This is a genomic window from Paenarthrobacter sp. NPDC089307 (genome assembly GCF_040685055.1).
GTDB lineage: Bacteria > Actinomycetota > Actinomycetes > Actinomycetales > Micrococcaceae > Arthrobacter.
Genome location: NZ_JBFBHE010000006.1, coordinates 109623 through 124654, shown reverse-complemented (window position 1 = coordinate 124654; position 15032 = coordinate 109623). Strand labels below are relative to the sequence as shown.

General features: G+C 63.6%; 12 protein-coding genes. 8 read left to right on the top strand and 4 right to left on the bottom strand.

What is annotated here, in order from left to right:
• The first annotated feature begins 87 nt into the window (after nucleotides 1-87).
• Together AB0N72_RS15960 and AB0N72_RS15955 are read left to right on the top strand one after the other, a co-directional pair.
• Nucleotides 88-819, top strand: coding sequence for an ABC transporter ATP-binding protein (locus tag AB0N72_RS15960; RefSeq protein WP_363933116.1), 732 nt, complete (start codon nucleotides 88-90; stop codon nucleotides 817-819).
• Nucleotides 809-1753, top strand: coding sequence for an ABC transporter permease (locus AB0N72_RS15955; RefSeq protein WP_363933117.1), 945 nt, complete (start codon nucleotides 809-811; stop codon nucleotides 1751-1753). The genes AB0N72_RS15960 and AB0N72_RS15955 overlap by 11 nt, the downstream gene beginning before the upstream one ends.
• A 235-nt stretch (nucleotides 1754-1988) precedes the next feature.
• On the opposite strand, the gene AB0N72_RS15950 is transcribed toward AB0N72_RS15955, so the two are convergent.
• Nucleotides 1989-2606: a DUF305 domain-containing protein gene (locus AB0N72_RS15950; protein WP_363933120.1), complete on the bottom strand. Its 618-nt coding sequence runs from the start codon at nucleotides 2604-2606 to the stop codon at nucleotides 1989-1991.
• Between the two features lie 132 nt (nucleotides 2607-2738).
• On the bottom strand, nucleotides 2739-3167 hold the full coding sequence (locus AB0N72_RS15945) for a hypothetical protein (protein WP_363933123.1): 429 nt from the start codon (nucleotides 3165-3167) through the stop codon (nucleotides 2739-2741).
• 149 nt (nucleotides 3168-3316) lie between these two features.
• Between AB0N72_RS15945 and AB0N72_RS15940 the strand changes: the two genes are divergently transcribed.
• Both AB0N72_RS15940 and AB0N72_RS15935 read left to right on the top strand, forming a co-directional pair.
• The gene (locus AB0N72_RS15940) at nucleotides 3317-3874 is read left to right on the top strand and encodes a dihydrofolate reductase family protein (RefSeq protein WP_363933125.1); all 558 of its coding nucleotides are present in this window, start codon (nucleotides 3317-3319) and stop codon (nucleotides 3872-3874) included.
• Nucleotides 3875-3909: 35 nt separating this feature from the next.
• A complete protein-coding gene (locus tag AB0N72_RS15935; RefSeq protein WP_363933128.1) occupies nucleotides 3910-4953 on the top strand; it encodes an LLM class flavin-dependent oxidoreductase in 1044 nt (347 codons plus the stop codon).
• A gap of 18 nt (nucleotides 4954-4971) precedes the next feature.
• Here AB0N72_RS15935 and AB0N72_RS15930 read toward each other — a convergent pair whose 3' ends face one another.
• Both AB0N72_RS15930 and AB0N72_RS15925 read right to left on the bottom strand, forming a co-directional pair.
• Nucleotides 4972-7695, bottom strand: coding sequence for an aminotransferase class I/II-fold pyridoxal phosphate-dependent enzyme (locus AB0N72_RS15930; protein ID WP_363933129.1), 2724 nt, complete (start codon nucleotides 7693-7695; stop codon nucleotides 4972-4974).
• 27 nt (nucleotides 7696-7722) lie between these two features.
• Complete coding sequence (locus tag AB0N72_RS15925; protein ID WP_363933317.1) at nucleotides 7723-9153, bottom strand: amino acid permease; 1431 nt, start codon at nucleotides 9151-9153, stop codon at nucleotides 7723-7725.
• A 374-nt stretch (nucleotides 9154-9527) separates the two neighbouring features.
• On the opposite strand from AB0N72_RS15925, the gene AB0N72_RS15920 reads away from it, so the two are divergent.
• The 4 genes from AB0N72_RS15920 to AB0N72_RS15905 all read left to right on the top strand — a co-directional run bounded on the left by AB0N72_RS15920 (nucleotide 9528) and on the right by AB0N72_RS15905 (nucleotide 15018).
• Nucleotides 9528-11153 carry a helix-turn-helix domain-containing protein gene (locus AB0N72_RS15920; RefSeq protein ID WP_363933131.1) on the top strand — a complete coding sequence of 542 codons (1626 nt, stop codon included), beginning with the start codon at nucleotides 9528-9530 and terminating at the stop codon, nucleotides 11151-11153.
• A gap of 4 nt (nucleotides 11154-11157) precedes the next feature.
• Complete coding sequence (locus tag AB0N72_RS15915) at nucleotides 11158-12069, top strand: glutaminase (protein ID WP_363933133.1); 912 nt, start codon at nucleotides 11158-11160, stop codon at nucleotides 12067-12069.
• Nucleotides 12070-12172: 103 nt separating this feature from the next.
• Nucleotides 12173-13450: a uroporphyrinogen-III C-methyltransferase gene (gene cobA, locus AB0N72_RS15910; protein WP_363933134.1), complete on the top strand. Its 1278-nt coding sequence runs from the start codon at nucleotides 12173-12175 to the stop codon at nucleotides 13448-13450.
• Between the two features lie 101 nt (nucleotides 13451-13551).
• Nucleotides 13552-15018, top strand: coding sequence for an FAD-dependent oxidoreductase (locus AB0N72_RS15905; protein WP_363933135.1), 1467 nt, complete (start codon nucleotides 13552-13554; stop codon nucleotides 15016-15018).
• The last annotated feature ends 14 nt before the right edge of the window (nucleotides 15019-15032 follow it).

Genomic DNA, 15032 nt, shown 5'->3' with positions numbered 1-15032 from the left:
GGCTGGTCCGTTCCCCTGGAAACTGCCGGGGGAGCGGACCGGCCTTTGGCCATATCAGCTCTACCAATCAACATGAAGGACGGGACCATGCCAGTCGTACTCGAGAACCTGGGGAAGCGCTTCGGCGACGGCGCCCCGGTGCTGGACGACGTCAACGCCACCATCGCCCAGGGCGAGTTCGTCGCCCTCCTTGGTGCGTCCGGCTGCGGCAAGTCCACCCTGCTGAACATCATGGCGGGACTGGAAAAGCCGACGTCGGGCGCCCTTGAAGTACCCAGCGATGGTGCGGCCTTCATGTTCCAGGACGCGTCCTTGTTCCCTTGGCTGACTGCCCGGGGGAACATCGAGTTGGCATTGCAACTCGCGGACAAGTCCAGCACCAAAGCCAGCCGCAGGGAACGCGCCAACGAACTGCTGGAGCTCGTCCACCTGGGTGGGGCAGGGGACAAGCGTCCCCACGAACTCTCCGGTGGCATGCGGCAGCGCGTTGCCTTGGCCCGCTCGTTGGCCCAGGACCGGCAACTGCTGCTGATGGACGAGCCGTTCGCGGCCCTGGACGCCATTACCCGGGACCTCCTGCATGACGAGCTTGAGCGCATCTGGAAGGAAACCGGCCGGACCATCGTGTTCGTGACCCACAATGTGCGCGAGGCCGTCCGCCTGGGCCAGCGAGTGCTGCTTCTGTCCTCCCGTCCCGGCCGTGTGGTGGCCGAATGGGACGTCACCGAAGAACACCGGACCGACGCCGGCAGTGCTGGGGAGCTGACCGGTGTCATTACCCGCCGCCTTCGCGAGGAGATCCGCCGCCATGCCAAGTAACCCCATCACCACCGAAGAGCGGACCCTTCCCGTGACTGAATCCAAAGAACACATCACGTCGCCATCGCTGAAGGGCAACGCCTCGGAACTTCGCGACCTTGAAGCGGGCCTGGACAATCTTCAGTCGGACCTTGGCCGCAAGCGCGGCATCGAATGGAAGCGCGTCCTGCTTCCCGTCCTGGCGCTGGTAGTACTCATCCTCGCGTGGCAGTTCTACGTTTCGCTGGGCCTCAAGCGTCGCGACCAAGTACCGGGGCCGCTGGATGTGCTGAACCAGCTGATCCTGCTCTGGAGTGAAGGCAAGGTCCAGGAATCAGTGTGGACTTCGCTGCAGCGGGGATTGATTGGGTTCCTGATTTCCGTAGTGGTCGCAACACCGGTGGGCTTGCTGCTGGCACAGGTTGCTCCCTTGCGCCGCGCCTTTGGTCCGCTGATTTCCGGGCTTCAGGTGCTGCCGTCCGTGGCCTGGGTTCCCGCAGCCATCATTTGGTTCGGCCTGACGGACGCAACGGTGTACTTCGTGGTGCTCATGGGCGCCATCCCGTCCATCATCAACGGGCTGATTTCCGGCGTCGACCAGATCCCGCCGCAGTACAGGAGCGTTGGGACCGTCCTGGGTGCGAACCGGCTTCAGATGGCGCTGCAGATCATCCTGCCGGCTGCCCTGCCCGGGTACATCGGTGGTCTGAAGCAGGGCTGGGCATTCTCTTGGCGCTCACTCATGGCTGCTGAAATCATCGCCGTGGGCGGCACTATCGGCTTCGGGTTGGGCTCGCTCCTTGACCAGGGCCGCGCGTTGTCCGACATGGCGATCGTGATGTCGGCGATCCTGCTCATCCTGTTTGTGGGCATCCTGATTGAGCTCCTGGTATTCGGGCCGATCGAGAAGCGCCTCCTGCAGCGCCGCGGTTTGCTGGCGGGCAGCTCGCGCTAACGCCCGCTCCTTACGGCAACGCGGGGTCACTTATGGCCCATGTTTAGTGTGAACATGGGCCATAAGTGACCCCGCGTTGTTGTTCTCTGGTTCCGCTGGCGTCACCTCAGCCCCATTGCATGCCGAAGGCCTCCTCCCGTCGACGGTGGTTGATCACCGGGCCGGTTAGCGCCGCGTTACCGCACGCAACGCCCGACGGCGACCTCCCGCCGTCGGGCGTCTGCGGAACCTGCCGCTAGAGACCGGCCAGGAGGTCCTTCATTTCCTGGATCTCCTTTTCCTGCGCGGACACGATGTCCGTGCCGAGCTGGAGGGCTTCCGGGTTCTGACCCTGCGCGATCTCGGTTTTGGCCATAGTCACAGCACCCTCATGATGCGCGATCATCTGGGTGAGATAGAGCTTGGCCGCTTCCGTGCCTTGCGCGTCCTTGAGCTTCTCCAGCTCAGCCTCGCCCAGCATGCCATCCATGCCGTGGCCTGTGTGCTCGGAGGACCCCATGGCAGGCATGTTCCAGCCCGCCAGCCATGTCGTCATTTTCTCGATCTCCGGAGCCTGGGCTTCTTTGATCTTGCCGGCCATGTCAGTGACCGCAGCGGGCATGTCCTTCTTTGCCAGGATTGTGTCTGACATTTCCACAGCCTGCGCGTGGTGCGGAATCATCATCTGGGCGAACATCACGTCCGCCGCATTGTGAGCTGATGTGGTGCTGTTCGCCGAAGGACTGGCAGAAGCTTCTGAGCTGCCGTGGTCCATGCCAGGCATGGATTCTGGGCCGGAATTCGATGTGCAGCCGGTCAACGCAATCAGGCTTGCAAGAGCTGTTCCGGTGACAATAAAGCGCGCTTTGTTCATCAGTGAATGGTCCTTTGCCAATTCAGGCGGCACTTGATCTGCCGCCAGGGATAAGCAGATATGCGCCCCGGAGGGCCGGATGGCCTCGGGGTATGTCGAAGTGGTCCGTCGGGAGGCGGACCGTTTGGCGGCTTACGTCCTGCTGATGCTGAGTTGGCCGGGAGCAGGTGCCTCCGGCCGATAGGTCCAGAATGGCGGAGCGTCGTGTGCTCCCCAGACGGCGGAAAAGACGGCGATGGTGGTACCCGGAGGCGGCGCAGCCAGGGAACCCGTTTTCAACGAAGGGGTGCAATTGGCGCTTGAGGCCTGAGTGCAGGCGCAGCTTTCCCATGCGCGGGTGTCCGTTTCGGCGGGCAAGGTCGCAAGGAGGTGTTGCGAAGAATCGTGCGCGTGGACGGCAACACCCGCCGGGACGGACGGTGCGTTGGCCGAATGCGTTCCGTGGGATCCGTTGACTACGTGCATGCCGAAGATGCCTGCGATGACGGTTGCCACGAGCAGCAGGAGGGGGATCCGCTGCGTCAATGCTTGGAGAACCCGAGGGGTCAACGGCCTGCTCACGATCCTCCGTTCCTTCAATGCATGTTCCGGTCAGTAGCAGCATACCCTGGTGGGGTATGCGGGGCGAGTCCTCCGGCGATCTGCACGCCTGTTCAACAAGATCCTCCGTACGGCTGCGCCCTCGGGCCCTGACGTCCTAGAATCGGGCCATGGGCCTTCTCACGTTCAGCATCAACGTCACTTTGGACGGTTGCGTCGACCACCGGGAGGGCATCGCCGACGACGAGACGCACGCCCACTTCACGCGCCTCCTGGACCAGAGCGGTGCGATGCTCTGGGGGCGTACTACGTACGAAATGATGGAAAGCTACTGGCCCTTGGTGGCCAACGGTGAGGTTGATGCACCGCCAGCCCTCAAGGAGTGGGCCGTCAAGCTGGAAACCAAGCCCAAGTACGTGGTCTCTTCAACCCGAAGCGACTTCCCATGGACCAACAGCCACCATATCGTCGGCGAGTTGCGCGCCGCGGTGCAGGAACTCAAGGACGGGACTCCAGACGGCGTGCTTGTCGGCAGCGGCAAACTCGCCACAGAACTGGACCGGATGGGACTGATCGACGAGTACAAGTTCCTGGTCCATCCCATGATCACCGGCCACGGCCCCACGCTCTACCAAGGCGGGCTGCCCGGAACCCGTCGCCTCGAACTGATCTCGGCGGAGCCACTGGGCAACGGCGCGGTGGCCATGCATTATCGCCGCGCTGATTGAGGAATGACCCGGCCCTGGACTGCGTTGTTCCGGACATGCACAACAAACGGATCGGCTTCCTGTCCTTCGGCCACTGGGCCCGCGTTCCCGGTTCCTTGGTACCTTCGGCCGGGGAGGCCCTGAAGCAGGGTATCGACCTCGCTGTCGCGGCGGAGGAACTGGGCATCGACGGCGCGTTCTTTCGCGTGCACCATTTCGCCCGCCAGCAGGCCTCGCCCTTCCCCTTGCTCGCAGCCATCGCAGCGCGGACCAGCCGCATCGAAATGGGGACCGGCGTGATCGATATGCGCTACGAGAACCCGCTCTATATGGCCGAGGAAGCCGCCGCCACGGACCTGATCAGCGATGGCAGGCTGCAGCTCGGTGTCAGCCGTGGTTCACCCGAACCCGCACGTAACGGTGCAGCAAACTTTGGCTATGTACCGGCTGACGGCGAGGACGGCGGGGACATGGCCCGGCGCCACACGGCACTTTTCCGCAAAGCCATCGCCGGGCACGGGGTGGCCGAGGCAGACCCGCACTATTCCGGCGGCGCCACCGGCTTGCTCCCGATCCAGCCCCAATCACCGGGCCTTCCCCAACGGATCTGGTGGGGAGCCGGCACCCGCAAGACAGCGGTATGGGCGGCGGAGCAAGGGATGAACCTGATGAGTTCCACCCTCCTCACCGAGGACACTGGCGTGCCCTTTGACGAACTCCAAGCTGAGCAGATCCGGCTGTTCCGTGAAGCCTGGGCGGCCGCCGGGCATGACTTCGAACCGAGGGTTTCGGTGAGCCGCAGCGTGATTCCGATCGTCGACGCCGATGACAACCGCTACTTCGGCCTCCGGGCCCAGGCGGACAGCCAGGACCAGGTGGGGATTCTCGACGGCGCGTTGTCACGTTTCGGTAAGAGCTACATTGGCGAGCCGGACCAGTTGGCTGAAGAGCTCGCGAAGGACGCGGCAGTCCAGTCCGCCGATACGGTCCTGCTCACGGTGCCCAACCAGCTTGGCGTCGATTACAACGCCAAGCTGTTGGGCAACGTAGCCAAGCACATCGCACCAGCGTTCGGTTGGAGTGCGAACCGGGTCGGCTGAGGAACCCGGGGAGCCAAGCTAGGAAGCGACTGCCACCAGCCCGGCCCCCGGACGGGACACGGACAGTCCTTCGGTGAACACCCGGTACCCGCGTTCGTGGTCGAACCCATGAATTTCCCGGGTGTCCAGGGCGTCCATGAATTCGAGGGTCTGCCGGGTGACTACCTGGCCGGGGACCAGGATGGGGAAGCCCGGCGGATACGGCGTCACGAAACCAGCGGACACCACCTCCTGTCCCTTGGCCACGGCTGCAGCTACTTCGGCCGCGGACAAGTACACCGTGGAGCCGGGCTTGTAGCTTTCAAAGTATGCGGCCCGGATATCACCGTCCTCGCAGGCGTCGTCAACCCGGAAACGCGCTGCAAAAGTGCTGAAGTCCGGCAGTGGGGGAGTCGGACGGGAGACGTCTGCTGCGGTAGCAACGGCGCGTGGCCGGGAAGAGGGATGCGGGTTCTCGAAGCCCTCAGCGAGTTTCACCAGGACCTCAATCAGGTACGCCACGGAGCTGCGGGACGTGCCGATGTTGGTCATGAACAGCACTGTGTTCCGCGATGTCTTGTTCACCTGGATGCCGTGATCATCCATGAGGTAGCTGTGGCGGAAAGTATCGCCGTCGATCCCTGTCCTGCTGATGTCCAGCGTCAGCCGGCTGGGATCGATAACGAACTCGTCCCGCTGCCAGGCGTCTTCCAGCTCAGCCAATCCATCCCGCAGGGGCATGGTGGAACCCGTCTCCCGGTATTGCGGACCAATGAGGTCACGCGAGGACAGGACCCGGAAGTACTTCTTCAGCAGCGGATGCCGAGCAACAGCCTGGGCAACGGACACAGCAAGGTCCGATTGCCGTTGAACCAGGCCAAAACCCTCCAGTTCCACCTGGCGCCGCCCAATGTCCAGTGACGCCAGGATCTGGTAATTGGGGGAGGTGGACGTATGGGTCATGTACGCCTCGCGGAACGACTCCTGGTTGCAGTCCGCGAAATCCTGGTCGTACACGTGGATCATGGAGCTCTGGCGCAAGGACGTCAGGGTCTTGTGCGTTGACTGGGTGGCGTAGACGCGGAGGCGGGCCTTTGCCGGGTCCGGAATCAAGCGGGTGTTGAGCCAGGCGTCGTCGTCCACGGGCTCGCCGGTGGCCGGATCATGAAGGGCGGCCGCCTGTTCGGCATGGCGGGCGGCGTAGGCCGGGTTGCTGAACGCCGCTTCCAGCGCTGCTGCGGCCGCCATGCCGGTTCGACGGCGGTACACCGGATGGGAGCGCGCAAAGGCAAACCAGGCCTCATCCCACAGGAAGACCAGGTCCGGTTTGATGGCCAGGCATTCCTCCATGACCCTCTCGACGTCATAGACAACACCATCAAAAGTGCAGTTGGTGAGCGTCACCATCTTCACTTCGTGGAGCCTCCCGGCCCGGCGGTATTCCAGGAGCCTCCGCTTCAGGCTTGCCAGCGGCACGGCCCCGTAGAAGGCGTACTTGTCCAAAGGGTAGGCATCCAGGTAGGAAACTCGGGCACCTGCCAGCATGAAGGCATAGTGATGTGATTTGTGGCAGTTCCTGTCAACCAGGACAACGTCGCCCGGAGCGAGCAACGACTGGTGGACGATCTTGTTGGCAGTAGACGTGCCGTTGGTGACGAAGTAGGTCCGCTGCGCCCCGAAGGCCCTGGCCGCGAGGTCCTGCGCACGCTTGATGGACCCGTGGGGATCAAGCAGCGAGTCCAGCCCACCGGAAGTGGCTGACGTTTCTGCAAGGAGCAGGTTGGTCCCGTAGAAGTCGGCCATGTCCCGGATCCACGGGGAACTTCCCACTGACGCACCGCGGGAAATTGGCAGCGCGTGGAAGACGCTGGCGGGCCGGCGGCTGTACTCCTGCAGGGCCGTGAAGAAGGGTGTTTCATAGCGTTCGGCCACTCCGGACAACAGGGACAAATGAAGGTCCAGGTGGTCCTGCCTGCGGAAGATGCGCCGGAACTTCCGGGTGAGTGACCCGGCGAGAGACTCGATGGAAACGCCAGCTACCAGGTAGACATCCAACTCGGGACGCAGCCCTGAAATGGCCTCCGCCAAGGAAAGGATCCGCCGGACCGGCCGTGATTCTGCAAGGTCGGCAGAAGTGTGCCGGGCCAGGAACCGCCGAAGGTCGCTGCCCAGTAACTGCGCGCTGGGGATGGAGAAACCCGGCCGAAGCACAACGGCCTGGATGTCCGGATTCAGCAGGACGGCAACCAAGGCATCCTCATAGCTGGGAACCACATTGACCGTGTACGTGAAGGCGTCCGAGGGACGGCGCTGCGCCGCCATGGTGCTTTTCAGTGCTTCAACCTCCTCGGGTGCAAGCGCATCCACCACCAGGACTTCGAAACGCGGACGCTCCGCCGGATCGGGTTGTTCCACGGCGTCGTCGTCCGGCCCCTCACCGCGCGGCACGGCAGCCGGTTCTCCAGAGGAAGCGAGCGGAAGGTTGGGCAAGCCGCCCAGAAGCTGCAGCGCGGCCTGTGGTTCGCCGTCGTCGAGCAGCTGGCGCAACTGGGCCACGGCGCTGACTCCGGGTTCTGCCCAATAGGGCTCAACGGCGTCGAGCAGGGCGAACGTACGGTCTACCTGCGACCTCAAACCGGACTCCGGGTGCCGTGCTGAAGCCAGTTGCCTGAGGGCGTATCCCAGGAACTCCCAGGCATCGGCACGGGATCGCCAAGCCCTGCTGGGCGTACCGATGGCGGGGGACGGGGAGGGGGCGTTCATGTGTTTCGCTTTCAAACTGGAGGGACTCTAGGACTTCGAGGCGGTGCGGATCCGGCCGCGGTATGCGTACCAGCCGGCTACCAGCAGCGGTGCCAGAACCAGGAGGGACGCCAGCACCCAGCGGCCCGTTTCGGAGAAGCCCATGGTCACCAGGACGAAAGCCAGGAAACCGAGGGTCAGGTAGGAAGTGAAGGGGGCACCGAAGAGCCGGAACGCCGGACGAACCACCTTCCCGCTTCGGACCCAGGACTGGAGCTTGATGTGGCACAGCATGATGGTGGCCCAACCGCCGATGATGCCCACGGCCGAAACTTCCAGCACGATTTCGAAAACCTGCGAGGGCACAACGGCATTCAGGCCCACGCCTGCCAAGGTGATGGCCGCCGTCAGCAAGATGCCGCCGTAAGGCACACCGGAGGCGCTGATCCGGCCCGTGAACCGCGGTGCCGAGCCGTTCACCGCCATGGAGCGGAGGATGCGGCCCGTCGAGTAGAGGCCTGCATTCAAGCTGGAGAGGGCCGCGGTGAGGACCACGAAGTTCATTACTGACGCGGAAATGGCACCGGCCTGCGGATCGCCGAGGTGTGAGAAGAAGGTGACAAAGGGCGATTCGCCGGACTTGTAGGAAGTAAACGGCAGCAGGAGTGAAAGCAGCAGGACAGAACCAACATAGAAAATTCCGATCCGGATAACTACGGTGTTCACGGCTTTGGGCATCACTTTGTGCGGGTTGGCTGTTTCCCCGGCAGCGGTGCCCACCAGTTCCACGGCCGCGTAGGCAAACACCACACCACTGATCGCCAGCAGGGGTGCCACAGCTCCGGTGGGGAAGATGCCCCCGTTCTCTGCGATGACGTTCAAACCCGGAACTCCAACATCGGTCCGTCCCCCGAACACGATGAAGCAGATTCCCACCACAAGGAAGGCCACCAAGGCGCCCACCTTGATCAAGGCAAACCAGAACTCCATCTCTCCGAAGATCTTTACTGACAGCAGGTTCAGCGCGAGCACCACAACCAAGGCGACGAGCGCGATCAGCCATTGCGGGATGTCATTGATGGGCGCCCAGAATTGGCCCCAGAACTTCACGTACAGGGCCACGGCAGTGACGTCCACAATGGAGGTCATGGCCCAGTTCAGGAAGTAGAGCCAGCCCGCCGTGTAAGCCATCTTCTCTCCGTAGAACTCACGGGCGTAGGACACAAAGGATCCGGATGTGGGACGGTACAGGACCAGCTCGCCCAGTGCCCGCAGGATCAGGAATGCGAAGAATCCGCAGACGGCGTAGACCAGGATCAGTGCGGGCCCGGATCCGTTCAAGCGGCCACCGGCACCCATGAACAGCCCGGTTCCGATCGCACCCCCAATGGCGATCATCTGGATCTGCCGGGGCTTGAGCGTCTTGCGGTAGCCGGCTTCCTCCCGGGAGAAGCCTCCCGACGACGGACGGGCAGCCAGTCTTTCTTCGGACGGACTGGGTGTCAGGGTCTCTGTGGACGCAGGGGTGGGTATCACTGTGGGGGTCTCCTTTGACTCCGGCGCCACCTCAGGTGGCTGAATACTCCGAAACTGGACTGCCGGACATCAACGGCCGGCAGACTTTGTGGCGTTTGGGACAGTCAACAACTCTAGGTCGCAACGGTCGCCGGCAAATTGGCTGGCGAACCAAATTCCGGGTTCCGCTCTTGTGCCGGGCAGACAACACTGGTGTTCTGAAGGGCCGGTAATGTTTCTCGCTGTGCGTGCCCGCGTGCATGTACCGGCAGGCCCCCTCAACGGCGAGGGCGTGCCCTGCTGAAACGACCTGATGATGAGAGGAAGCGATAGCTTCGTTGAAAGCGCTGGAAATCGACGACGACGGTGTCGTCACCTTATTGAGCGACGTCCTTGAAGACCTGGGAGTCGACAACGCACGGCTGCTGTTGGCCCCGGCAGAAGACAACAGGGCCGTCCGTGAAACGGTCATCGTTGACGCAGAGGACGAGGACGCTGTCCGGCCCGGGGCCCTGGTAATGCTGATCGGCGTTCGGGGGCGCGCGGCGTTCCCGGCCCTTCGCAGGATTGTTGCCAGCAGGCCAACGGCAGTGGCAGTCAAAGGCAGCGAACGGGAATTGGAGGCCGCCGCGGAGCTGCTGCAGCCGACGGGAATCGGTTTGGTGGCAGTGGCTCCCGGTTTGAGATGGGACAAGTTCGAGAGCATTGCCTTGGACCGTGTCCACGAAAACCAGGGCAGGGAGCTGCCAGGGGAGGGCGTCACCTCGGTTCACCGGGACTTGTTCGCCATAGCCCAGACCACGGCTACCCTCACCAACGGGCACGTGGTGATCGAGGATCCGGGGAACAGGGTGCTCGCGTATTCGCCGGCGTCCAATGACGTTGACGAGCTTCGCCGCCTTTCGATCCTGGCGCGGCGGGGTCCGGAAAAATACCAGAAACTCTTGAAGGAATCAGGAGTCTACAAGCACCTCCAAGCCACGGAAGCGCCGGTCCATGTGGAGGCCAACCCCGAGGCCGGGCTCCGGGAACGCGTAGCCATCGGCATCCATGCCGGCAGCCGCGTGATGGGCTACATCTGGCTGCAGGAGGGCGCTGAACCCCTGGCCGCCAACACGGACCGGATCATGGTGGGTGCTGCCCGGCACGCGGCGATCGAACTGGTCCGGCACCGCAACGAGCAATCCCAATCCATGCGCGAAGACCGGGTCTCGAGCCTTCTGAGCGGCACGGCACAAGTGCAATCACAGGCACAGTCCGCTGGTATTGATCCGGCAAAACCGGCCGCCTTGGTGCTGATTTCCGCCGGTGGGCTGAGCCAGAGCGCGGCAGGACTCCAGCTCCGCAGGGGAGAGCTCTCCAAAGTGGCATCCATCCACGCAGCGGCGTATCGGCCGGGTGCGGTGGTAGGCGCCTTGGGGATGGAAACGGCCATCATCCTTCCGGACCTTGACCCGCTGAAATCCCTCCCGGCCATCAACCGGCTGGTCAACACCATTGTCCGTGACGTCACCACTCACCTGCACTTCCAGGTACAGGCCGCTGTGGGCCCGATCGTTCCCCGTTTGGACGCGCTCCAGGCAACCCTCGATCACGTCCGCAGTGTCCTCAAGGTCATGGAGGCAACGCCTTCGGTCCGGGTAGCTTCCTACAGCGATGTGGAAACCACCGTCCTGACCCGGGAGCTGTTGGAGCTGCTGGACTCAAGGACCACGCTCCGCCATGCAGGCATCACACGGCTGTGCATGCGTTACCCCGAATTCGCCATGACGCTGCTGACGTACCTTGAGTTCTTCGGCGACGTGAACCGCTGCGCCGAGGAATTGGCTGTCCACCGCAACACGGTCCACTACAGGCTCCGCCGGGCCTGCGAAGTGGCAGGACTTGACCTGCAATCCGCAGATGAACGTTTGCTGGCACACCTCCAGATCAGGCTCTGGACCTACGCAAAGACCAAAGGCTAGAACCGTGGATATCCAAAACCTCCTCGACGACATCGTCGGGGCCGTCCAGCTGCAGGTCGGCCAAGGGAACGTGGCCGACTACATCCCGCAGCTGGGAGCCGTGGACCCGTACCAGTTCGGCATGTCGCTGGTCACCCGGGACGGCGAGGTCTACTCCGCAGGGGATGCCCACGTGGAATTTTCCATCCAAAGCATCTCCAAGGTCTTTGCCCTGGCGTTGGTGCTGGCCTACGACGGCGACGGAATCTGGAAACGGGTATTCCGTGAGCCCTCAGGCAACCCGTTCAACTCCCTGGTCCAGTTGGAGAGCGAAGACGGGATCCCCCGGAACCCCTTCATCAACGCCGGAGCAATCGTGGTGACGGACAGGCTTCTGAGCATCACCGGAAACGCAGCCCACGCCGTTCGGGACCTGATGCGGCAGGAAACCAGCAACCCGGGCGTCGATACCGACCACCGCGTAGCCACCTCCGAGTTGGACAACAGCCACCGCAATGCCTCCCTGGCCCATTTCCTGGCAAGTTGCGGCAACCTGGAAAATCAAGTGGACGACGTCCTGGATTCCTACGCCAAGCAATGCGCCCTGGCCATGACCTGCGAAGACCTGGCGCTCGCAACCCGGTTCCTGGCCTCCAACGGCTTGGGTGCTGACGGAAACCTGCTGTTGTCCCCGGCGCAGACCAAGAGGATCAACGCCGTGATGCTCACCTGCGGAACGTACGACGCCGCGGGCGAATTCGCGTACAGGGTAGGCCTCCCGGGCAAGAGCGGGGTAGGCGGGGGCATCGTGGCGGTGGTTCCCAACAAGTGCGCCATCAGCGTGTGGAGCCCAGGATTGGGCAGATCCGGAAATTCCGTGGCAGGGGTGGCCGCCCTGGACGAATTCACGACGCGCACCGGCTGGTCGGTCTTTTAGGCCACGGACAGCTGTGAAACTTTTTGTGACGCCGGGTTACCCAGCGTTACCGGTTGTTTCCGAGCCTTTGAAGCATATTACGGCGCCGCCCTACAGTTTTTTCATGGCAATACAGGACATTTACCCCACGGCACTGCGGCTGCTCGGCCGCCCGGTGCTGGTTGTGGGCGGCGGACCCGTCGCGCAGCGCCGCGCCAAGGGACTGCTCGACGCCGGTGCGAAAGTTACCGTGGTCGCTCCCGTTGCCACCGAAACACTCCAAAGCCAGGCGGCATCGGGCCTCCTCACGTGGGAAGCGCGCGAGTACCGTACTTCAGACCTCGACGGCGTCTGGTTCGTCCAGACAGCCACCGGCACTTCCGCCGTGGACACCCAAGTGGCGGCCGACGCCGAAGCGCAGCGCATTTGGTGCGTCAACGCCTCCGATCACGAAGCCTCAGCCGCGTGGACTCCCGCCGTGGCCGTGGTGGATGACGTGAAGATCGCCATCAACGCCGGTGGAGACCCCCGCCGCGCCATGGCCCTGCGCAACGCTGTTGCCACCGCCCTCGAAACAGGTGACCTCCCGCTCCGAAGGCACCGCAAACCCGAGGTCAACGCCAAGTCGCCTGTTGGCTCGGTCGCCCTGGTTGGCGGTGGTCCTGGCGACTCGGGACTCATCACAGTCCGCGGCCGCCGCTTGCTGGGTCAGGCCGACGTCGTGGTTGCCGACCGTCTTGGCCCGCGCGAGCTGCTCAAGGAGCTCGCCCCGGATGTCCGCGTGATCGAGGTCGGCAAGACGCCGGGCCATCACCCGGTGCCCCAGCTTGAGATCAACCGCATCCTCGTTGACGAAGCCCTCAAGGGCAACCGAGTGGTCCGCCTCAAGGGCGGCGACCCCTATGTCCTGGGCCGCGGTGGCGAGGAAGCGGAATTCTGCCGGCAGAACGGCGTCGAGGTTGAAGTGGTGTCCGGCGTGACGTCGGCCATCTCGGTTCCGGCCGCAGCCGGTATCCCGGTAACCCACCGCGGACTCGCCAAGGGCTTCAGCGTGGTGACCGGCCATGAAGAACTGTCCGAAGTCCCCGCGCGCCCCGACCACACTGTGGTGTTGCTCATGGGAGTGGCGCAATTGCGCGATTCCGCGGCTGCCCTCGCTGGCTCGGGTCTGCCGTTGGACACTCCAGTAGGTATCGTAGAGAACGGGTATTTGCCGGATCAACGCGTCACCATCGGCACTCTGGGGAGCATCGCGGACCAGGCGGAAGCCGTGGGTGTGGCCAATCCAGCGGTCATCGTGATCGGCGACGTTGTCCGCGTGAGCCCCTTTGCGCCCCAGCATTTCAAGACCGCAGACTACAGCACCATTACCCCCAACCGTCCCCGCGTCCGCACCAACTAGCCCCCGGCCCAACTAAGTAGCAGATCAGGTCGTTCTGAGCGTTCAAAACGACCTCAACTGCCACTCAGTTGGGAGGCCCGAAAAGTAGAAGGAACACAGCCGTGTCAATTAGCACCCCCGTAGGTTCTGCGGAACGTCCGCTCCGCGTCGCCGTCATCGGCTCCGGCCCCGCCGGCGTGTACGCAGCTGACATCCTGACCAAGAGCGAAGCGGTCAAGAGTGGCGAACTCAACGTCAGCATCGACCTCTTTGACCGCTACCCGGCACCGTATGGCCTGATCCGGTACGGCGTTGCTCCGGACCACCCCCGCATCAAGGGCATCGTCAACGCCCTGCACAAGGTGCTGGACCGCGGCGACATCCGCTTTTTCGGCAACGTCGACTACGGCACGGACATCTCCATCGAGGACCTGCGCAAGCACTACGACGCCGTCATCTTCGCCACCGGCGCCATCAAGGACGCAGACCTGAACATCCCGGGCATCGAGCTTGAGGGTTCCTTCGGCGGCGCCGACTTCGTCTCCTGGTACGACGGACACCCGGACGTACCCCGCGAATGGCCCCTGGACGCCAAGGAAATCGCGGTACTCGGCAACGGAAACGTGGCCCTGGACGTGGCCCGTGTCCTCTCCAAGCACGCCGATGACCTTCTGGTCACTGAAATCCCGGACAACGTCTATGCCGGCCTGAAGAACTCCCCGGTCACGGATGTGCACGTGTTCGGCCGCCGCGGTCCGGCCCAGGTGAAGTTCACCCCGCTGGAGCTCCGCGAACTTTCGCACTCCAAGGACGTGGACATCATCCTCTACGCGGAGGACTTCGAGTTCGACGAAGAGTCCGACCGCCAGGTCCAGACCAACAACCAGACCAAGACCATGGTCGGCACGCTCACCAACTGGATCGCAGAGCAGCCCGAGGACCTCTCCGAACTCAAGGCTTCCCGCCGCCTGCACCTGCACTTCCTGCACAGCCCGGTGGAAATCGTGGACTCCGCCGAGACTCCGGGCAAGGTTGCCGGCATCAAGTTCGAGCGCACCGAGCTGGACGGCACGGGCAACGCCCGCGGTACCGGCGAGTTCATCGACTACCCGGTCCAGGCCGTGTACCGCGCCATCGGCTACTTCGGTTCGGCCCTGCCGGACGTCGAGTTCGATCACAAGAAGGGCGTCGTGACGAACGACGGCGGTCGCGTCCTGGACGCCGACGGCCAGCACGTGCCGGGCCTCTACGCAACGGGCTGGATCAAGCGTGGTCCGGTTGGCCTCATCGGCCACACCAAGGGCGATGCCCTGGAAACCGTTACGTATCTTCTGGAGGACCGCGAAAACCTGCCGCTGGCAGAAGTTCCCGCGGCAGACGCCGTCGTGGATCTGCTCGACGCCCGCGGCGTCAAGTTCACCAGCTGGGAAGGCTGGCTGGCCCTGGACGCCCACGAACTGGCACTCGGTGCCGCAGCTACCGAGGCCGGCGGTTCGCACGGCGTCGAGGTCAAGCGTGAGCGCATCAAGGTTGTGCCGCGCGAGGACATGGTCAACATCTCCCGCGACGGAGTCTCCGCGCAGGTCTAAAACCAACGCGGGGT

Coding starts and splice junctions, on each gene's coding strand:
- AB0N72_RS15930 (WP_363933129.1), bottom strand. CDS start 7,695: ATGAACGCCCCCTCCCCGTCCCCCGCCATCGGTACGCCCAGCAGGGCT.
- cobA (WP_363933134.1), top strand. CDS start 12,173: ATGGCAATACAGGACATTTACCCCACGGCACTGCGGCTGCTCGGCCGC.
- AB0N72_RS15940 (WP_363933125.1), top strand. CDS start 3,317: ATGGGCCTTCTCACGTTCAGCATCAACGTCACTTTGGACGGTTGCGTC.
- AB0N72_RS15950 (WP_363933120.1), bottom strand. CDS start 2,606: ATGAACAAAGCGCGCTTTATTGTCACCGGAACAGCTCTTGCAAGCCTG.
- AB0N72_RS15955 (WP_363933117.1), top strand. CDS start 809: ATGCCAAGTAACCCCATCACCACCGAAGAGCGGACCCTTCCCGTGACT.
- AB0N72_RS15935 (WP_363933128.1), top strand. CDS start 3,910: ATGCACAACAAACGGATCGGCTTCCTGTCCTTCGGCCACTGGGCCCGC.
- AB0N72_RS15960 (WP_363933116.1), top strand. CDS start 88: ATGCCAGTCGTACTCGAGAACCTGGGGAAGCGCTTCGGCGACGGCGCC.